This window comes from Draconibacterium mangrovi (genome assembly GCF_010586825.1).
GTDB classification, from domain to species: domain Bacteria; phylum Bacteroidota; class Bacteroidia; order Bacteroidales; family Prolixibacteraceae; genus Draconibacterium; species Draconibacterium mangrovi.
Genome location: NZ_JAAAGB010000007.1, coordinates 287,212 through 307,465, shown reverse-complemented (window position 1 = coordinate 307,465; position 20,254 = coordinate 287,212). Strand labels below are relative to the sequence as shown.

The window sequence follows — 20,254 nt, the reverse complement described above, 5'->3', positions numbered from 1 at the left end:
TAAAATTTGAGGATGAATTACAGAATCTACAATTACCTGGAATTCTGTTTCTCCAGTACATGCGTTTTCTGTTACGGTGTAAGTTAAAGTGTGCGTTCCCTGTCCTGCAATTGACGGATCAAAATAGAGACCTGAAACGCCAGCTCCGGAAATTACACCTCCTTCGGGAATTGCTTCGATTAAAACAGATGGCTGGTCTTCACAAAACGAAAGATCTTCATTCAAAATTTGAGGATGAATCACAGAATCTACAATTACCTGGAATTCTGTTTCACCCGTACATTCGTTTTCTGTTACGGTGTAAGTAATAGTATGCGTTCCGGGGCCTGCAATTGACGGATCAAAATAGAGACCTGAAACGCCAGCTCCAGAAAGTATTCCGCCTTGGGGAACCGCTTCGATGAGGATCGGAGACTCATCCTGACAGAACCTGAGATCAGTTGTAACGATTGTTGGTTGAGGGATTCCATATATTTCGATGGTTCTTTCGAATGTATTATTGGTAAGGTTTGTATCAAGCGGACAAGCCAGCAGAAAATCAAATGTATAGCTCTGTTCATTGCTTAAATTCAGATGACTGTTCATCTCAAAACTTAACACTTCGTTGGTTAAAAGCGATGCTGTAAGCACCACTGTTTCTTCAACACTTTCGTTCGAAGTGCAGGTCATTTGAATCGTAATAGTATCGCCTGCCAAAGCCGTATCTGGTCCGAGGTTCTTTATTGCAACGGATATCTTCTCATCGTTAGATAAAAAGCATGTTGAGTAAGGGTAGTTTAACGCGGTTATTGTAAGGTCTGTAAAACGTGGATCTTCTTCGCCCGAAACAGAAATATTATCCAATCCGGCGCCCATTCCCCATTGGTAAAAATCGTCGTAATAAAAGCCCAGTTGAGTGCCGTTTTTACAAATTTCCGGGGGCAGTTCAACTGTTTTATGTGTCCATGCAACGGCCTTTACCAGGTTAATAAATTCATGCCATTCCGTTTCTTCCTGGTTTTTGTAAACCACGTGTAATTCATCAATGGCATCGTAAATTCCGGTTTTTAATAAATAATCGAATGAAAGTGTAACGTTTGAATAATTGGCCAGCAATAATGGGGGAGTTGCCGCAACATCGGAAACGTGCACCGCTTCTCCTGCTGAATAGGAATCAGCAGCAATAAATTTCGAAGTATTGGCTGAAAAATCGAGGTAATAACAATTAAGTGATTCGCTATCTCCCCATTGCCAGCCTGATAAGTTGTTTTTTATCTGCACATCATTTATCTCCGATTCGAAATCAGCAAGGTAGGGCAGCGTAAGTGATGTTCGGGGGTAAACTATAATTTTATTGGTTCCAAGGCTCTCGGTTTCTTCGTTGTTAATCGAATAAACCGATGTTACGAAATACGAATATTCATTATCGAAGATGATTGATGCATCAGTATATGCGGGCATGGGGCTCTCGGCCAGAAAAGAACTATTCCGATAGATTCTGAATTTGTCAGGAAGACCGGAAACCGGAGGATCCCAGCTGAGCAAAATAGTAGATTCTCTTAAGGCATAAGTTAAGTTTTGAGGAGGAAAGATTTCCGACAGGGTCTCAATGCTGGTGATTACCACACTAAATGGTTGTGATCCTCCGGAAAGTGTTCCTGAATGTGAAATCTTGATATTAAAATCATTATCTCCGGGATTTGTAAAATACACCTGTTCTACATTGTCAACATGATTTGTACCGTGTGTAGCTGAAGCTTCCGGACTTTCAACATCGAGCACCCAAGGCAGAAAAGATTGTCCGGTAGTTGCATTTTGTACCATTAAATTAAGATCGTTTATGAGTTTGCTTGTTCGTTGATTTAGTGCCGGAGAGGAAGCTTGTCCGGCCGGATCAGTCCAACAAATTGTGGCTTTTAAATATGGGGCGTCGCCAGCCGTTTTTACAGGGATTGTTATTTCTTCTCCTTCATTCAAAACTTCCTCATATATATATATGCCCTGATTGTTTGAGTTGTTGTAAATAATGTCGGCTGCAGCTTTTATATTTATCAACCCCCACCCAAAACTGTAATCGGGACCGGGATTTCCTAAGTCGGTAGCCGAGTGCATTAAAATACTTTTTAAGGTGGAAGACCTTAATTTTACTCCGGGCAGAAGCAAATTTTGGAGTTGAAGCAAAAGAGCGACAGAACCTGTGGCTGCTGCTGTTGACATCGATGTTCCGGTATAAGTATCGTAACTTGAAACTGTAGAAGAGATGGACGAATAAACATCAACACCATCTGAAACCAGATCCGGTTTTATTCGCCCATCATCAGCTGGGCCAAAGCCACTAAAATTAGTCATGTTTTGGGTATCATCAACAGCTCCTATTGTAAGTATATTTTTTGCGACTGCTACCGGCGACAAACAATCGTAACCATCTTCACCACCGTCGGGATCGCGTTCATCGTTAACCAGTACCCAGTTTCCGTCCCATACATAATGTGAGACAGCCGTTTCGGGGCCGTCGTTTCTGTCGTTTCCGGCCGATTTTACAATGAGGTAGTAGGGGGCAAGTTGTGCTATATAATCGAGGTCGGTACTTACATCGCTGTAAAAACCAAACTCATAGTCTTCCGTAGCCGAAATATTGGGATCTCCGTACCAGTACCAGTTTTCGTTTTGTGCATTGTAATACCAGCCGCATAATGGTCCGTATGAATGATTTGAAATGACTATTCCATCAGCAGCAGCGCTGCCCATTTCGGCAATATCATTATCTAAATCCCATGCTTTTATAAGGGCTTGTCCGGCCATGCCCTTGGCTTCGGGTTTTTTACCCATAGCGGCCATTGTTCCTGAAATATGTGTTGAGTGATCGGATACGGGTAAATCTAAATCGCGCATTGAAATTCGCGAACCATTGGGGCTTTGAAACTCCTGATGAGTAGCTAAAACCGTTCCTCCGTCCCAAAGGTTTATTTCAACACCTTCGCCGGTAAGTTCGGGGTATTCGTTGCTTGCCGACCAAACCTGGTCGACCGCAAGAGTGGCAGCAACACTTAAATTGTCGGTGGCATAATAAACTGGTTGATTGTTATTCCCCAAGCGTTGAAGGCTAACTACCCGGCCGGATTCTTCAACGTAAAATACGGGAATATTTAATTTGCTGGCAACCGAATCTGCAATCCTTTTTTGTTCCGTCCAACTGGCATTTCTTTGACGGGCAAACTGATTTAATTCCGATTTATTCGATTCTGTCAGCTGACTTTGCTGTGCAGGTAAGATGTGAGTAGTACCAAAAAGAATGATAAAAAGTATATATCCTTTTAATAAAGAAACTGTGGTACGACGTGTAAACATATTGCCGGATTTTAGAGAGCCATCTGCCTGGGAAAGGCAGATGGTCACTCTTCAGATTACTACACGGGAAAATTTTGATAAACCCACAATTGCCTGGTGATTGATATTTTTATGGTTGATAATTTGGTAAGAAAATAATGTTTGAATCCCCATGTACATAATCCAGCACTTGTACAGCATCGTCAATAGCTATTGCAAAACCTTGAACTTTGTCATGACTAAACTGGTTCCAGCGATAAGTAAATTGTGGCTGGGCACCGATTCCCTTAAATTCAACCATACCTTCAAAAATGTCATAAATGGAGAATACCGGACCCTCTGAAACGCCTTCTTCATTTAAAGGATAATAAACATTGTCCCAAACCAGAAACTGGATATATCGGTCTTCATAAATTCCACGGTTGTACTGAAACTGTGCATCACCGAGTCTTGGCTCAGTGAAATTAAAGTAATAATTGTTTTCGTGGTTAAAATCGTAGTCGTAATCATTTTCAATTGGATTCAGTCCACAACAATCCAGGAAACCATTGATATAAACAACTTCGTCAATATCAACAGTCCCGGTTTTGTCTGACCCGGCTGAAAAACATCCTGCTGCCAGCAACAATGCATCTATTTGGTATGCATCTAGAAAAGCCAGCCTGTTGGCGTTGTTGTTTTCAACAGTGTTTTCATACATATACTTCATTAAATACTGGTAAATAGCCATATTTTCACGGGGAGAGTCGATCGTTTTGGTTAGAACAAGTGAGTCGGTGACAACAAGATCATAATTCCAAATCGATAAGCGACCGCAGAAATCTAGCGTAAAATCATCACCAAAATCAATTACTTTCATGGCTTCTTCGAAGGCCTGGTCTAAAACCGATTGAGGTGAACGAACGATGTTCAAACGCCCAAAGTCTACTTCAATAACCGGGGCCCCTTCCGGAACTTCTCCATATTGATCTAGTTCAATTTCATTGCCCAGAGCATCGATTGGTTGAACAAAGAATTCATCGTCATCTTGTTCACTATCTGCATCAAGATCTCTCCAAGTCATAGTGGGGACACCATTGTCATCTCTCAATAATACGTATAAATCGCCGTAGTCGCCACCACGGGTAGTTCCTGACTCATCATTTCCTTTAATGTGTGTATTGTCATCGGTATTTCCTCCCGCCCATTCCGGCCGGTCAGAGTCGTCATCTACATGAGGTAAAACATCGCCTTTCTGGCAGTTACTTAAAAGAATAGTTAAGCAGCTCATTAAGAGCAAAAAAAACACATAGCGTGCAGTACGGATAATTGTTTTCATGGTTAAGTAATTTTTGATTAATAAATAATAAACCCTGGTTTTAATACAGCCGCTATTAAATGGAATAACAATTTATAAAAATAGGAGAGTCAAGACAATCCTTATATTGTTGGTTTTGTACTGCTATTCTGGCCAGATTTATATCCACATTTTCATAGGAAGAGGTAGACATTAATGAATCCAATCTAAACAATAATTCAGGTTGGAGTAAACACCTATCTATAAATTTTTGTAACTTGTATGATGTTTGAATGTTTTGTTATCCATCATTGTCTAATGACACCATGAAAGTATTAATTGCCTATGATCAAAAGTTGGTTGCTGAGTGCCTTAAAATTTATTTGGCACAACATGAGCATTTTGAAATAATAGGAATGGTTGACAATGGTGAAAATCTTTTGGAAGCAATTGCTGAATTACGCCCGGATCTTGTAATCATTGAGTTTAAGCTATGGTCTATAAAATATATAGGCTACATGTCGAATTTAAACTTGAAATTTCCACATCTAAAAATACTGGTTATCTCCGAATTAATTTCGCATGAACTGATGGTGAAGATTATGCCCTTTATTAACGGATATATTGTGAAAAGTTGTTCGGCAGAGAAAATTATCCTTGCTATTCAGGAGATTGAAAGTTCAGGAAAATACCTATGTCCAAAGGCGTTGGATAAATTTTTTAGTTGTTCAAAAAGTGAGCAGAACGATTCCAATTTAACCAGCAGGGAGAAACAGATTTTGGGTACCTGGATTACCGAAGAAACTCACAATGCAGTAGCAACTTCACTAAATATTAGTGAGTCGACTGTACGCACACATTTGAAAAATATTCGTGAAAAGCTGGGCAGTATTAATCATTTACAAATGATGATTTATGCCTGTCAGCACAATTTGATTAATGATAAGCATAAACCAATCTGTCCGAATTGTCGGTTTTCGGTAAGCCCTATCTTCTAATTGAACGAAATGATTTGACTTATATCTGAGAAATTATTGCAAAATAAAAAGGGTTTCCATTTGGAAACCCTTTTACCGTTTTTAGTATTGTGTATGCAAAAATATGCTTATTCCGCAACAACTTCAAATTCAATCTCAACCACAACTTCTTTGTGTAGTTTGATTTTAGCTGTATGAGTACCAACTTCTTTGATGCTGTCTTCAGGAATAGTGATCTGTTTGCGGTCGATCTCAAATCCTTTTTTGTTGATCGCTTCAGCTAATTGGATGGTGTTAACCGATCCAAAGATTTTGCCTGAAGTACTTGTCTTCGCACCAATTGTAATTTTCTTGGCAACAATTTGCTCAGCAATTTTAGTAGCTTCCTCTTTCAATTTAGCTTCTTTGTGAGCACGTTGTTTAATGTTCTCAGCCAAAACTTTTTTGGCCGACTCGGTAGCAACAACTGCTTTTCGTGTTGGAATCAGGAAGTTACGTGCGTAACCACCTTTTACCTCAACAATATCGTCTTTGCTTCCTAAACGCTCTACGTCTTGTAATAATATAATTTCCATTTCAAGTCCTCCTCTTATTTCATCATGTCGGTTACAAATGGTAGCAATGCAACTTGGCGGGCACGTTTAACGGCCTGTCCAACTTTGCGCTGATACTTTAACGAAGTTCCGGTGATACGACGAGGTAAAATTTTACCTTGCTCGTTAAGGAATTTTTTCAAAAACTCAGGGTCTTTGTAATCAACATATTTGATTCCGTTTTTCTTGAAACGGCAATATTTTTTCTTTTTGATCTCTACTGACGGTGGAGTCAGGTATCTGATTTCACTTCCTTGTGCCATGGTTTAATCCTCCTTTTTTTCTGATTTTGCTTTCTGAAGTTTTCTTCTCTTCTCGCTGTATGCAACGGCATACTTGTCGAGTTTTACAGTCATGAAGCGGATAACGCGCTCGTCGCGACGGAAATCGATCTCCATTTTTGTAATGAATGCAGGATCGGCTTTAAATTCAAATAAGTGATAAAAGCCAGTAGATTTCTTTTGAATTGGGTAAGCCAGTTTTTTCATTCCCCAATCTTCCTCATGGATCATCTCACCTCCATTGGCTTTGATGAGATCCCTGAATTTTGTTACCGCTTCCTTTACCTGTGGCTCAGATAAAACGGGAGTACAAATGAAAACGGTTTCGTACTGATTCAACATAATCATCTAATTTTTAAATTATTAAATAGTTTTCCAAAAATTTTGGACGCGCAAAAATAGAAATAAATTGTTATTTATCAAACAGTTTGATGGTTTTTCGTGTGAAAATTGACCTTGTTAACAGATGAACTAATCTTTCGGGCCTAAATGTAGTTGTTTTGCGGGAAATAAGATTGATTTTAAGATGTATACAGAATGAAAAAGAGATTGATAAAAAGTAACAATTTACCTCAAATCAATCTCTTCTATATTTCGTGTATTTGATAAATCCAGATTCGATTCAATCTGATTCAATCTGAACTACAATCTACATCAATCTCTGTTAAAGCGGAATGTTTCCGTGTTTTTTAGGTGGATTTGATTTTCGTTTGTTTTGTGTCATTTCTAGTGCATCGATAACTTTTTTGCGTGTATCGCGCGGATGAATAATTTCGTCGATATAACCGAGTGAGGCTGCTTTATAAGGATTCGCAAATTTATCGCGGTAATCCTGTACTTTGGCTGCTTTTTCGTCATCGGTCATTTTTTCGCGATGAATAATGTTGATCGCACCTTCAGGCCCCATCACGGCAATTTCTGCTGTTGGGTAAGCCAGATTTACATCGGCACCAATATGTTTGCTCGACATTACATCGTAAGCACCACCATAAGCTTTACGGGTGATTACCGTAATTTTTGGTACAGTAGCTTCTGAGAATGCATAAAGCAATTTTGCCCCGTGTTTGATAATACCGCCAAATTCCTGTCCGGTTCCCGGCAAGAAACCCGGAACATCAACAAAAGTTACCAAAGGCAAATTAAACGCATCGCAAAAGCGAACAAAACGTGCCGCTTTTACCGATGAGTTAATGTCAAGTACTCCGGCTAAATGGCTGGGCTGGTTGGCAACAACTCCCACCGGGCGGCCACCAAAACGAGCAAATCCAACAATTATATTCGGTGCATAATTGGGTTGAACTTCCAGAAAATGTTTGTTATCGATAACAGTCTGGATGATCTCATGCATGTCGTAAGGTTTATTCGGATCGGCAGGAACAATTTCTTCCAGTTCTTCGTTAACCCTGTCGGAGGGATCGATGGTAGTTTTTACCGGCGGGTCTTCCAGGTTGTTGGAAGGCAGGAAGCTTAGTAATTCGCGAACCATCATAATGGTTTGTTCCTCGTCGTTGCCGGTAAAGTGGGCTACTCCACTTTTTGAGCTGTGGGTATCTGCACCGCCCAATTCTTCTTTGGTAACATCTTCGTGCGTAACTGTTTTAATTACCTCAGGTCCGGTTACAAACATGTGGCTCTTTTCTTTCACCATAAAAATGAAATCGGTGAGTGCAGGAGAGTAAACCGCACCACCGGCACAAGGCCCAAGTATGGCAGAAATTTGAGGAATTACCCCCGATGAAATTACGTTGTTATAAAATATATCGGCATAACCTGCAAGGCTTTCAACGCCTTCCTGAATGCGGGCGCCACCCGAGTCGTTCAGTCCAACAAGCGGTGCTCCCATTTTTAGTGCCAGTTCCTGAATTTTTACAATTTTATCGGCGTTGGCTCTACTCAGGGATCCGCCAAAAACAGTAAAATCCTGGGCAAAAACATATACCAGTTTTCCATTTACTTTTCCGTAACCCGAAATTAAACCGTCGCCCAATATTTTCTTGGCTTCCATACCGAAATCGTAATTTCGGTGTGTCATCAGTTTATCAATTTCGGTAAAAGTTCCCGGATCGAGTAATTGCAGAATGCGTTCGCGGGCTGTCATTTTTCCCGCTGCATGTTGTTTTTCAATTCTGTCTTCACCTCCTCCGAGTTCGGCTTGTGCGTTTAGGGCATCAAGCTGTTCGTATTTTGCTTTTAAATCCATTTCTTTTCTTTTAGTCCAATTCAATTAATACCTGGTTGCTGTCTACTGTTTGCTGATCTTTTACATGTACTTTTTTAATCGTTCCATCTTTAGGTGCTTTGTATTCGCTTTCCATTTTCATGGCCGAAATGATAACTACAGTATCACCTTCCTGAACAACATCACCTTCTTCAACCAACACTTTAACTACTTTGCCCGGCATAGGCGAGGTTATTTTGTTGTCGCCTGGTCCTGCTCCGTTCGCATTGCGGTTTTGTAGATAACGCGCTTCGGCATCAATTACTTCAACATTGTAACGTTCGTATAATGTGTAAGCGGTATATTTTTTTGGCGTTTCATCCGGAACCAGTTCGATGTCGTACGAATGTCCACCTTCAAGAATTGAAAATGTGCCATCGGCAGTATGCATCAAATCTACATTATATGTTTTTCCGTCAACTTCAACTTCCAGAATGTTGCCATCTTGTTTTAGCAGGTTTACCCATGCTTTCCTGTCGCCAATTTTAATTTCAACAGCCATAATTCTTGTTTAAAAATGATTTACATAAGGAATTTTCCTCCAACGGCTTTGTGCCGGAACAAACTCTTTGGTTACTGCCGCATTGCTTCCCAGTTTATCCAGGTAATCGATAAAAGCGGCAATTATAACCATGTCTTCCGGGTTGTCTTTCATTCCGTTAGATAGCAGCTGTTCCTGGTTTTTCTCAATAAAATGGGTGTCGTAATTTCCGGCAATGAAGTTTTCGTTGTTCATTACCCGTTCCAGCATTTTTATTGATGTTTTTACTCCGGTAATTTTGTATTCGTAAAGTGCCCGTCGCATACGCGCAATGGCTTCGTCGCGTGTTTTTCCCCAAACAATCAGTTTCGAGATCATCGGGTCATAGTAAATCGGTATTTCATAACCTTCATACACATAACCATCGGTACGAACGCCCAGCCCCAGTGGCGTAGATATCTTATACACTTTTCCGGCGCTTGGCATAAAGTTATTATCCGGGTCTTCGGCATAAATACGGCATTCTATGGCATGGCCTCTTTGTCTAAGGTCGTCCTGCCCAAATTCCAACTCACGGCCTTCAGCAGCATAAATTTGCTGTTTTACCAGGTCGATTCCGGTAACACGTTCGGTAATCGGGTGTTCCACCTGCAAACGCGTATTCATTTCAAGAAAATAGTAATTCAGGTCGTTATCCACCAAAAATTCAATGGTTCCGGCACCTACATAATTTACTGCTTTTGCAGCTTCAACGGCTGCTTTTCCCATTTCATCGCGCAACTCAGGAGTCATCAACGGCGATGGAGTTTCCTCGATCATTTTCTGGTGACGACGTTGAACCGAACATTCACGCTCGAAAAGGTGAACTGTATTTCCGTGCTGGTCGGCCAAAATTTGAAACTCGATGTGATGTGGCGAAGTAATGTACTTTTCGATGTAAACGGCATCGTCGCCAAAAGCCGATTTCGCTTCAGAGCGGGCAGCACGAACTGCAGAAACCACTTCCGACTCGTTTTTCACCAGGCGCATTCCTTTACCGCCTCCACCGGCTGATGCTTTAATCATCACCGGAAGACCGATACTTTTTATCACTTCCAGCGCTTCATCTTCCGATTTTATCTCTCCATCGGTTCCGGGTACTACGGGAATTCCGGCAGCAGTCATTGCTTCGCGCGCCTGAATCTTGTCTCCCATTTGAACGATTACCTCGGGCGAAGGGCCAATAAAAACAATTCCTTCTTCGCCACAACGTCGGGCAAAATCGGCATTTTCCGATAAAAAGCCATAACCGGGATGGATTGCATCAGCGCCACTTTGTTTGGCCACTTCTATAATTTTATCAATGTTCAGGTAACTTTCGCTCGATGGTGCTTTACCTACACAATAAGCTTCGTGGGCATAACGCACATGAAGCGAAGTCCTGTCTGCTTCCGAGTAAATGGCAACTGATTCAAGATCAAGTTCCCTGCAGGTTCGCATTACGCGAATCGCAATTTCGCCTCGGTTTGCGATTAGAATCTTTTTGATTTTCTTCATACAACTTTTGAAATCAATATAAGTTTAAGTCATCTTAATTTCTGCAACTATAACTCTGTTTTGCAAAAAATGTTTACACTCAAAAATTTTACCTTGGAAGTTACCTGTTGCGAAATACCTGAAGCATGGTTAATTGTTAATAAATCTAAAAAACTGTTTTATGTTAGCTTTTCGGGGAGAAGAAATTTGAATTCCAAAAGCAATGGGTCTAAAATTATATTTTTTATGATAAGCCATAGATTTTTGAGAAATATGTTTATTTTTGAACACAATAAGAATAAAAAGTTGACATTATTCCAAGCCCTGAATTCCTTTTATTCAATGTTGGTTTGTTAATAACACACTGGTTTATAGTTGTGATAGGCGGCGGAATAAGGAGCTGTGATAAAACATTTGGAGCTAACTAATTAACCACTTGGATGAACATACTTTTGTTTCCACATCTAAAAAAGATCTTTCTAACCTCCATGTTTGGAATGTTGGTTTTTTGGGCTTTTGCCCAGAATGCCAAATTGAAGGGGATTGTGACAGATGGTACATCCGGAACACCTATCAGATATGCAACTGTAATTATTGAACCACAATCTGATTCAACCAAAATATATGGCGACATAACCAGCGAAAATGGCTTGTTTCAAATCAGCGATCTTCCGTACGGAGCTTATGAGTTGAAGATTAGTTTTGTTGGCTACGATATGTATCATGTTGAAGAAATGGAGCTTACGGACCAGGAGATTGATTTGGGGCAGATTGATTTAATGGTTGATCAAAAAACATTGGATGAAATAACGGTACAATCTAAAAATTCAGGAGTTAGATACGAGGTTGACAGGAAAGTTATTGAGGCGCGGAATTTTCCGGGGGCAGACAAGGCCATCGATTTAATGGAAAATATTCCGTCGTTGGAACTGGATGTCGACGGACGTTTGACGTACCGCGGCGATGGAACATTTTTGGTTTATATAAATGGCCGCCCCGAATTAAACGGAGAAGAAAAATTACGACAAATACCGGCAAATAAAATTCAATACATCGAAGTTATTACCAACCCGTCATCGAAATATGGTGCAGAAGGCACGGCAGGAATTATCCAGGTTATTTTAAAGCGTAACCGTTTGGAAGGAATTGAGGTAAGTACCAGTTTGAACCTCTCCACACTCGGATCTTCTGAGTTCATTTTCTCAGTCGACCAGAAAGGAGAGCGCGGCGGTTGGTATTTGAATGGACAGCTTGATGATTATGTATCACAAATTCAGTGGCAGCAAGGTAACCAGACTGTTACTAACGAAAACACCCGTTACAATACTCTTTGGGATGTCAAATCTAAAGACCGGGAAAATAACAGTTACATGGAGCTTGGTTTTAATTACGACTTAAGCGATAAAGATTATCTTGATTTTAAATTGAGCGCCGATCCTATTCGCAGGTCGAGTACTTCCAATGAAAAAGGAACGTATTCAGAAAGTGAATATGAAGATAACAATCTGGTGAATTATGAGGAGTATGGTTTCGATAGCCGATATCACCTGTATTACCGCTACCTGAGCGTTGTGGCCAGCTATGAACATGCTTTTAATAAAGACCGTTCTAATTTATTGTCGGCATACGTTAGCTCATCTACCTATTTGCAGCCGTTGGAAGAGCAAAAGTGTGATGAACTGATTTACAGCGACCATTCTGAAAAGTTTGGATACCAATCAAAAGAACACAACGAGTTGCTTGTAGATGCTAATGTTTCGTACGAAAATAAATTGTCAGATAAAAGCCGGTTAGAGGCCGGTCTGGAAGTTAATCTCGACCATATTCCTAAAGTGGAAACAGAAAGTGGCACCTTTAATAGTTACAATGTTTTGCGTGTTTTTGTGAATGATAAGGAAAACGAGGAGATTGATTTTAAACAGGATGTGTATGCCGGTTTTGTAACGTTTAAAAGCAGTTTCGGTAAATTGGATTATCAGTTGGGAATGAGAGGCGAATTTACTCACCGACAGTCGAACTACAGTTACAACCTTGTAGGTATTGAAAATCTGGTAAATATTCCGGCAACAACAGAATTTTGGGATTGGTTTCCAACGGCGCATTTTGTTTATAATATATCGGATGAAAATCAATTTACTTTAAATTACTCGCGACGGATTAACCGCCCTGATTACTGGGAACTTATTCCTTTAAGAAGGTATGAAACACCGTATATTTCGTTTACCGGAAATGAAAACTTAATGCCATCATACGTGAATGCTTACGAACTGGGCTACCTGAAATCGTGGGACGATAATTTTGTATCTGGAGAGGTGTTTGCCCGTCAAACAAACAACTTGTCTCGAAATTACTACCGAACAGGAGAGGGGAATGCCATTGAATGGACAAAGGAAAATGTTGGAGAGTCGCTCAGTGTTGGTGTTGATTTTATGTTTGGCTACCAACTTTTCAAATGGTGGAATACCAACCTTTCGACGAGTACCTATTTTTATAAATTAACTACAACCATTGATGATAAATCGGATATTCAGGAAATATTTCGTGGAAGTATCCGCTCCAACAATAATTTCAGAATTTCAAAAACACTTAGTTTGCGTTACCAGTTTGTTTATCAAAACAAGGCAATTAATGCCCAAATGGAAAGAGACGGCTATGCATACTCGAACCTTGTATTACGCAAATCATTCTTTAGCAGAAGGCTGACAACTGAGCTTTCGTGGTCAAATATCTTTAACAGCATGAAGTATCAAACCCGAACTACCGGAGACAATCTGTATGTTGAAACTGATTTTGAAAGAAAGCCATATACCTCGTTTAAAGTTTCGTACGTATTTGTTAAGCGAAAATAGTCGTGTTCGTACATGATTGATGACCGCGATGTTGTAGATTTGCGGAATGAAATTTCAAGATTATTTTCCATTTTACTGGCGTAATCTAACCCTGGCACTTCCGATAGTATTGTCGCAAATCGGACAGGTTACTGTATCGCTTGCAGATAACATGATGGTTGGGCACGTTGGAACAACAGAGCTTGCTGCAGCATCGTTTGCCAACAGTGTATTTATGATTGGGATGGTTTTTGGCATGGGCGTAACAATGGGGCTTACTCCTTTGGTGGGAAAAGCTTTTGGCCAAAACCAATTACACAAAGCCATCATTTGGTTAAAAAATGGAATGGCAGCACATCTTACAGCCTCAGTAGCTTTAATGGCGCTCATGTTCAGCATTTATTTCTTTCTGCCGTATATGGGTCAGCCCGAAAATGTTTTGCACCTGGCCCGGCCTTACTATCTCTTGCTTTGCGCTTCATATCTGCCTTTTATGTTCTTTTTCACTTTAAAGCAGTTTTTTGAAGGAATAGGAAATACAAAGATTGCCATGCAAATTACCCTCAGCGCCAACGTAATTAATATTGCGGTGAATTATGTGTTTATATTCGGTAAATTCGGATTTCCGGAAATGGGACTTCTGGGGGCTGGAATCGGGACGCTTACCTCGCGAATTTGTATGCCATTACTTTTTGCCTATTTTATTCTTCGGAATAATCGGTTTAAACGATATTTTGTTTTTGCCCGCTATCAAAAAATCTTCAAAAAGGATATTGTGGCTTTATTAAAAATTGGTATTCCCATCGGCTTTCAGTTGATTGTAGAAGTTGCTGCCTTTGCAATTGGAGCGGTAATGATGGGATGGCTGGGCGAAACTCCACTTGCCGCACACCAGGTGGCACTCGGTTTAGCCACATTTACCTATATGATTTCGCTCGGCATTTCGCAAGCCAATACCATTCGCGTTAGCCATCAAATGGGAGATAAGGACTATGTGTCGTTGCGAAGAGCGGTTTTTGCATCTACACACCTGGTTCTAATGGTTATGACACTATCCGCACTTTCATTTATTTTGGCCCGTCACATACTTCCGTTAATGTTTACCACCGATAAAAACGTTATTGAAGTTGCAGCCAGTTTATTAATAATTGCTGCCGTGTTCCAGCTGTTCGATGGATTACAGGTTATAATGCAAAGTTCGTTACGCGGAATGGCCGATGTTACCACACCAATGCTAATTGCATTTATTGCCTATTTACTAATTGGTATTCCAACCAGTTATGTTTTTACGTTTGTTTTAAATGTAGGGCCTCAGGGAATTTGGTATGGTTATTTGGTTGGTTTGGGAACCGCAGGAATACTGTTTTACATCCGGTTTATGCGTCTGCTGAAACGTTTCGTCTGATTCCGTTTTTACCAAAAAAAGCGGGTTATCTTTCGTTGATAACCCGATTGTTCATAGTCTAGTTTAGTTAGATCAGAAAACTTATTGGTCTAATAGAGAAAAGGTAGTTCTAATAAGTATCTAAATCGTTTTATTCATATAAGGCTCCGCTAATATAGTATAAAAATGATTTAAATCTTAAGTATTTTTTAAAATTAATTAATGTTTGTTAAAAAGGTCTTATTGATAAGCCTTATGGTATTGATTGTCAGTGTTTGTGATATTGACAATATGTTTTAGAATAGTTTTGGTTTTTTTGAAAAAAATCGCGATTTATTCGAAAAATGCAAATAAAGCGCATGTTGTGATAAAAATCATGTTCTTATAGTTGTGTAAAGCATCAGTAAAGAATGTAGCATTTTGTATTATTACTAGGTAAATTTTTAGGTTTAATAGTTCATTTGTTTGGCATTTTTCTGTGTTTACCTGCTAAATCTCAAATGTACTCTGGTAATTTGATTGAACCAGTACATGAGATATTTTAAGATTATAAAACGAAATAAAGTTATGTGCTTATTTATTTGGCACGAATAGTTCCAGATCGTATTTTTATTAAAAATCTTAAAGCGGCAACAAAGCCCGTGTTCAATTTGGAAATAGCTAATTCTATTAAAAAATGAAAGCAGTAGTATTAACCGGTATCCGGCAGATGAAGTTAACGGAGACAGCTGAACCCTTGTTAACCAGCGAAACGGATGTGAAGATAAAAATCTCAACTGTTGGAGTTTGTGGATCAGACATTCATTATTACTCGGAAGGAAAGATCGGTTCGCAGGTTGTTGAATACCCCTTTAAAGTAGGGCACGAATGCTCGGGGGTAATTGTTGAAACCGGTAAAGAAGTAAGTAATGTTAAGGTTGGCGACCTTGTGGTTGTCGACCCATCGGTACATTGCGGCACCTGCGATCAATGTTTAGCCGGCCGTCCGCATACTTGCCGTAATAATAAGTTTTTAGGTTGCCCGGGGCAGATTGAAGGTTGTTTGGCAGAATACATTGTTATGCCTTCGTTTACCTGTTATCCGGTAACCGATAAATTGAATGCCCGGCAGGCAGCCTTGATCGAGCCACTTTCAATTGGTGTTTATGCGGTTAAGCTGGCTCAGATTCAGAAAAAGGAAACTACGGTGGGGATATTTGGTGCAGGGCCGATTGGATTGAGTATTCTACTAAAACTGATGGCCGACGAGGTTAACAATGTGGGTGTTATAGAACCATTGGAATACCGTTTAAATAAAGCTGATGAGATAGGTGCATCGTGGTTAAATAATCCAACTAATGAAGATGTAGAAGCGGCTGTTCAAAAACAGGAAGAACTTTTGCTTGATGTTGTTTTTGAAGCCAGTGGTGAGCAAGAGGCGGTAAATAATGCCATTAAAATTCTAAAACCGGGAGGAAAACTGGTATTGGTAGGAATTCCACCGGATGCGCAATATGTTTTCGATATGGATTTAATGCGCCGGAAGGAATTAACTGTAATAAATGTACGCCGGCAGAATCATTGTGTAGAAGAGGCAATTGATTTGGTAACTTCAGGAGCAGTGCAGGTTTCAAAAATGGTTACACACGAATTTACGGTGGAAGAAACTCCGGTGGCTTTTGATGTTGTTGATGGCTATAAGTTTGGGGCGATAAAAGCGATGATTAATTTCCAGCAATAAAAAAAGGAAGCAAGAGCTTCCTTTTTCTTATCCTATTAAAATTTTTAAACGTTGTAAGTTGACGATGCTGTGTCGCCACCGCGGCCGGTCCAGTTGGTATGGAAAAATTCGCCACGTGGTTTATCAACTCTTTCGTAGGTATGTGCTCCGAAATAATCGCGTTGTGCCTGAAGTAAGTTAGCAGGCAAACGTTCGCTGCGGAATCCATCGAAGTAACACAGTGCTGAAGTTAATGCAGGCACCGGAATTCCATTAACCAATGCAGTTGAACAAACACGGCGCCAGCCTGCCTGTGCTTCCTCAACTTTTTGTTTGAAGAAAGGATCGAGCAGCAAGTTTGGCAATTCCGAATTGTTATCAAATGCTTTTTTGATATCACCAAGGAAAACCGATCGGATTATACATCCTCCGCGCCACATCAGGGCAATTCCACCGTAATTAAGGTTCCAGCCGTGTTCGCTGGCAGCTTCCATCATCAGGTTATAACCTTGTGCATACGAAATTATTTTCGCACCTAACAAAGCACTCTCAATATCGTCGATAAATTGTTTTTTGTCACCTTTAAACTCAGGTTTTGGACCTTCAATTACTTTTGAGGCCTGAACACGCAGATCTTTCTGGGCCGACAAACAGCGTGCAAAAACCGATTCGCCGATCAGCGTTAAAGGAATACCCAGGTCGAGCGCAGAAATACCGGTCCATTTTCCGGTTCCCTTTTGCCCAGCCGTGTCAAGGATCATTTCAACAGTTTCCTCGCCGTTTTCATCTTTATAACCTAAAATGTCGCGTGTAATTTCAATCAGGTAACTGTCTAAAATACCTTCGTTCCATTTTTTGAATACTTCGTGCATTTCATCGTTGCTCATTCCCAGCAATTCTTTCATTAACTGGTACGCTTCGGTGATAATCTGCATATCGCCATATTCGATTCCATTGTGAACCATTTTTACAAAATGGCCGGCACCACCTTCGCCAACCCAGTCGCAACAAGCTTCGCCACTTTCAACTTTTGCCGATACCGCCTGGAAAATCTCTTTCACATGTGGCCATGCAGCCGGCGATCCACCAGGCATAATCGAAGGACCTTTTAATGCGCCTTCCTCGCCACCTGAAACACCTGTTCCAATGTAAAGCAATCCTTTGCTTTCCACATAATTAGTCCGGCGTATTGTATCAGGAAAATGTGAATTGCCGCCATCAATAATAATATCGCCCGGCTCAAGATGGGGGATAACCATATCGATAAAATCATCAACCGGTTGGCCGGCTTTTACTAGCATCATTACTTTACGTGGCTTTTCCAAGGCGGCGCAAAAATCTTCAATTGAATGCGCTCCGATAAAGTTTTTACCGGCTCCTCTGCCATTTACAAATTTGTCAACTTTCTCAACCGTGCGGTTGTATACGGCCACTGTGTAGCCTTTGCTTTCCATGTTTAGCACCAGGTTTTCGCCCATAACAGCTAACCCGATCAATCCAATATCAGCTAATTTTTTCATGCTATTGCGTATTATTTGTTTTTAATTTGAAATCCTAATTCTGTCAGTTTATCCAAAGTTTCTGTTTCAATATTTTTTGCTTCGATGGTATACGTGTTAACCTCCCGGCGAACAGGATAATCTCCTCGCAGTTGTTCAAACTTTAGTGGTGAATCACGAAGATCGTCGTCATCGTTTTCAATATCGTAAGTGCTTAAAATAGCTTCCGCCAAAATCGAATATTCGCGGCGTTGGTTGCCATCAATTTCAATGGTTGTAGTTGCAGGTAGTTCAACATTGGTTGGTGCCCAATTGTTGATGCCCAAATCGAAAAAACGGCTAATGGCCTGTACACTCATTTTTGTTCCGTTGGCTTTGCCGTCTTTTGAATAGCCTGCAATGTGCGGGGTGCCGTACTCACAAAGGTTTAACAGATCGAGATTTATATCAGGTTCATTCTCCCAACAATCGGCAATAAAACCTTTAATATCGTTTGCTTCAAGGGCATTGTATATGGCTTCTGAATCGCAAACCTCTCCCCGGCACGAATTTATTAGTAATGGATTTTTCTTCAGGTTTTGCAGAAAATCTTCATCTACCATGTGAAAAGTAGCATCTTCACCGGTCATATTCAACGGAACATGAAAGGTAATAATGTCTGCTTCGTTTTGAATTGTCTCCAGCGAAACAAACTCGCTACTTCCTTCTGCCCGTTCTCGTGGTGGGTCGTTCAACAGAACATTCATGCCAAGAATTTTGCAGGTTTTCGCAATGCGTTTCCCAACATTTCCAACACCAACAATTCCGATGGTTAACCCCGTTAGATCGGTTCTTTTGCGCATTGCCCAGGAGCACAAGGCTGAAGCAATGTATTGATTCACACTCTCGGCATTACAACCCGGAGCATTGGTCCATTCAATTCCTGCTTGTTTGCAGTAATCAGTGTCAATGTGATCAAACCCAATGGTTGCCGTTGCTATATATTTCACTTTCGAACCCCGAAGCAATTTCTCATTACAAATGGTTCTTGTTCTTGTAATAATTGCATCAGCGTCTTTTACAACTTCGGGAGTAGTTTCACTTCCCGGAAGATAAACTACTTCAGCAAAAGGTTCAAGTGCTCCTTTTATATATGGTATTTTATTGTCAATAATAATCTTCATCAGTGTTCTATTGTGCCTATTGTGGTTCCAAATAATAATCTTTAACCATCTCATCAAGTACCCAACTGGTGCGGGCCGCCGATTCGCCGGTGCTCACACATGTGCCATTTCCCAGTAATTCATTCACCACCTGTTCAACAAGGTTTTGCGAGATGTGTTGCGGATTATTAAAACTTAGTTTTTCTGTTCCATTTTGGTTTTTTACGATAACGTCGCCATGTGTGAAACAAGGCAAACAAATTTCGCCTTTTTCTCCGATAATTTGAATATAATCCTTCTCCGATTTTTCATCTACAACAAAACACCAGCTTCCGGTGCCGACAACACCTGATTCGTGTTTCCAGGTTCCGGTAACAGTATCTTCAGCAGGGTAGAGGCCGGACTGATTAACCGCTTGTCCTTTAACTTCGGTGATTTTCCCAAAAACAAAATCAAGGTAATCCAATTGGTGTGAGGCCAGATCGAAAAAATGCCCGCCACCGGCAATCTCCGGAAATACATGCCAGTGCATTTCTTCCGGCTTCTGATTGGCTTCGGCAGCTTGTTTGTACAATTTTATATTCACCATTAAAGGTTTGCCAATACTGCCATTTTTCACTAGTTCTTTTACCTTTAAAAACGCGGGTAAAGTTCGTCGATAATAGGCAACCCATAACGGAGTTTTTGTTTCTTTAGCAACTTTAAGCATCTCCAAACATTCGGCATAATTGCGCGCCATAGGTTTTTCAACGTAAACCGGTTTCCCGGCCTTTAACGCTTCAATAGCGTACGACGCATGTGTGGCGGGAGGAGTGGCAATATATACCGCATCCACTTCGGGATCGTTGATCAATGCTGAACCGTCGCTGTACCATTTCGGAATGTTATGGCGACGGGCATAATCTTCAGCCAATTCGGCATTTCGGCGCATTACTGCAACCAGCTTTGAGTTTTCGACTTTATAAAAAGCCGGACCACTTTTAACTTCAGTTACATTTCCTACACCGATTATTCCCCAGTTAATGCTCTTTTTCTTGCTCGAAGTACTCAATTCT

At 40.5% G+C, this 20,254-nt stretch carries 15 protein-coding genes; 4 read left to right on the top strand and 11 right to left on the bottom strand.

Annotated elements, in window-relative coordinates; genetic code table 11:
- Window positions 1-3,327 (bottom strand): S8 family serine peptidase (locus G4420_RS17710; RefSeq protein WP_163325266.1); only part of this gene is annotated, 3,327 nt, incomplete at its 3' end.
- Window positions 3,328-3,436: 109 nt separating this feature from the next.
- Complete coding sequence (locus tag G4420_RS17705) at window positions 3,437-4,624, bottom strand: hypothetical protein (protein ID WP_163325265.1); 1,188 nt, start codon at window positions 4,622-4,624, stop codon at window positions 3,437-3,439.
- Between the two features lie 284 nt (window positions 4,625-4,908).
- On the opposite strand from G4420_RS17705, the gene G4420_RS17700 reads away from it, so the two are divergent.
- Entirely contained in the window at window positions 4,909-5,580 is a 672-nt protein-coding gene (locus tag G4420_RS17700) for a response regulator transcription factor (RefSeq protein WP_163325264.1), read from the top strand.
- A 107-nt stretch (window positions 5,581-5,687) separates the two neighbouring features.
- Here the strand turns inward: G4420_RS17700 and rplI are convergent, their stop codons facing one another.
- From rplI to accC, 6 genes are all read right to left on the bottom strand, one after another.
- On the bottom strand, window positions 5,688-6,134 hold the full coding sequence (rplI, locus tag G4420_RS17695) for a 50S ribosomal protein L9 (protein ID WP_163325263.1): 447 nt from the start codon (window positions 6,132-6,134) through the stop codon (window positions 5,688-5,690).
- 14 nt (window positions 6,135-6,148) lie between these two features.
- Entirely contained in the window at window positions 6,149-6,415 is a 267-nt protein-coding gene (rpsR, locus tag G4420_RS17690; protein ID WP_038561673.1) for a 30S ribosomal protein S18, read from the bottom strand.
- Between the two features lie 3 nt (window positions 6,416-6,418).
- Window positions 6,419-6,775 (bottom strand): 30S ribosomal protein S6, encoded by a 357-nt coding sequence (rpsF, locus tag G4420_RS17685; protein ID WP_204273728.1) that lies wholly within the window; start codon window positions 6,773-6,775, stop codon window positions 6,419-6,421.
- A 322-nt stretch (window positions 6,776-7,097) separates the two neighbouring features.
- Complete coding sequence (locus tag G4420_RS17680; protein WP_163325262.1) at window positions 7,098-8,633, bottom strand: acyl-CoA carboxylase subunit beta; 1,536 nt, start codon at window positions 8,631-8,633, stop codon at window positions 7,098-7,100.
- Window positions 8,634-8,643: 10 nt separating this feature from the next.
- Window positions 8,644-9,153 (bottom strand): biotin/lipoyl-containing protein, encoded by a 510-nt coding sequence (locus tag G4420_RS23495; RefSeq protein ID WP_163325261.1) that lies wholly within the window; start codon window positions 9,151-9,153, stop codon window positions 8,644-8,646.
- A gap of 9 nt (window positions 9,154-9,162) precedes the next feature.
- Entirely contained in the window at window positions 9,163-10,668 is a 1,506-nt protein-coding gene (gene accC, locus G4420_RS17670; protein ID WP_163325260.1) for an acetyl-CoA carboxylase biotin carboxylase subunit, read from the bottom strand.
- A 419-nt stretch (window positions 10,669-11,087) separates the two neighbouring features.
- Here accC and G4420_RS17665 point away from each other — a divergent pair, with 419 nt between their 5' ends.
- From G4420_RS17665 to G4420_RS17655, 3 genes are all read left to right on the top strand, one after another.
- Complete coding sequence (locus G4420_RS17665; RefSeq protein WP_163325259.1) at window positions 11,088-13,496, top strand: TonB-dependent receptor; 2,409 nt, start codon at window positions 11,088-11,090, stop codon at window positions 13,494-13,496.
- A gap of 46 nt (window positions 13,497-13,542) precedes the next feature.
- A complete protein-coding gene (locus G4420_RS17660; protein ID WP_163325258.1) occupies window positions 13,543-14,880 on the top strand; it encodes an MATE family efflux transporter in 1,338 nt (445 codons plus the stop codon).
- A 655-nt stretch (window positions 14,881-15,535) separates the two neighbouring features.
- Window positions 15,536-16,579 carry a zinc-dependent alcohol dehydrogenase gene (locus G4420_RS17655; protein WP_163325257.1) on the top strand — a complete coding sequence of 348 codons (1,044 nt, stop codon included), beginning with the start codon at window positions 15,536-15,538 and terminating at the stop codon, window positions 16,577-16,579.
- Between the two features lie 44 nt (window positions 16,580-16,623).
- On the opposite strand, the gene gnd is transcribed toward G4420_RS17655, so the two are convergent.
- From gnd to G4420_RS17640, 3 genes are read right to left on the bottom strand one after another with little or no spacing between them, the layout of a single operon-like run.
- Window positions 16,624-18,078 carry a decarboxylating NADP(+)-dependent phosphogluconate dehydrogenase gene (gnd, locus tag G4420_RS17650; protein WP_163325256.1) on the bottom strand — a complete coding sequence of 485 codons (1,455 nt, stop codon included), beginning with the start codon at window positions 18,076-18,078 and terminating at the stop codon, window positions 16,624-16,626.
- A gap of 11 nt (window positions 18,079-18,089) precedes the next feature.
- Window positions 18,090-19,220 (bottom strand): 4-phosphoerythronate dehydrogenase PdxB, encoded by a 1,131-nt coding sequence (gene pdxB / locus G4420_RS17645; RefSeq protein WP_163325255.1) that lies wholly within the window; start codon window positions 19,218-19,220, stop codon window positions 18,090-18,092.
- 16 nt (window positions 19,221-19,236) lie between these two features.
- Window positions 19,237-20,250, bottom strand: coding sequence for a Gfo/Idh/MocA family protein (locus tag G4420_RS17640; RefSeq protein ID WP_163325254.1), 1,014 nt, complete (start codon window positions 20,248-20,250; stop codon window positions 19,237-19,239).
- Between the last annotated feature and the right edge of the window lie 4 nt (window positions 20,251-20,254).

Bases quoted from the DNA above. Each gene is read 5' to 3' on its own strand.
- G4420_RS23495 (WP_163325261.1), bottom strand. From the start codon at position 9,153: ATGGCTGTTGAAATTAAAATTGGCGACAGGAAAGCATGGGTAAACCTG.
- G4420_RS17680 (WP_163325262.1), bottom strand. From the start codon at position 8,633: ATGGATTTAAAAGCAAAATACGAACAGCTTGATGCCCTAAACGCACAA.
- pdxB (WP_163325255.1), bottom strand. From the start codon at position 19,220: ATGAAGATTATTATTGACAATAAAATACCATATATAAAAGGAGCACTT.
- G4420_RS17665 (WP_163325259.1), top strand. From the start codon at position 11,088: ATGAACATACTTTTGTTTCCACATCTAAAAAAGATCTTTCTAACCTCC.
- rpsR (WP_038561673.1), bottom strand. From the start codon at position 6,415: ATGGCACAAGGAAGTGAAATCAGATACCTGACTCCACCGTCAGTAGAG.
- G4420_RS17660 (WP_163325258.1), top strand. From the start codon at position 13,543: ATGAAATTTCAAGATTATTTTCCATTTTACTGGCGTAATCTAACCCTG.
- G4420_RS17705 (WP_163325265.1), bottom strand. From the start codon at position 4,624: ATGAAAACAATTATCCGTACTGCACGCTATGTGTTTTTTTTGCTCTTA.
- rpsF (WP_204273728.1), bottom strand. From the start codon at position 6,775: ATGTTGAATCAGTACGAAACCGTTTTCATTTGTACTCCCGTTTTATCT.
- accC (WP_163325260.1), bottom strand. From the start codon at position 10,668: ATGAAGAAAATCAAAAAGATTCTAATCGCAAACCGAGGCGAAATTGCG.
- G4420_RS17700 (WP_163325264.1), top strand. From the start codon at position 4,909: ATGAAAGTATTAATTGCCTATGATCAAAAGTTGGTTGCTGAGTGCCTT.
- gnd (WP_163325256.1), bottom strand. From the start codon at position 18,078: ATGAAAAAATTAGCTGATATTGGATTGATCGGGTTAGCTGTTATGGGC.
- G4420_RS17655 (WP_163325257.1), top strand. From the start codon at position 15,536: ATGAAAGCAGTAGTATTAACCGGTATCCGGCAGATGAAGTTAACGGAG.
- rplI (WP_163325263.1), bottom strand. From the start codon at position 6,134: ATGGAAATTATATTATTACAAGACGTAGAGCGTTTAGGAAGCAAAGAC.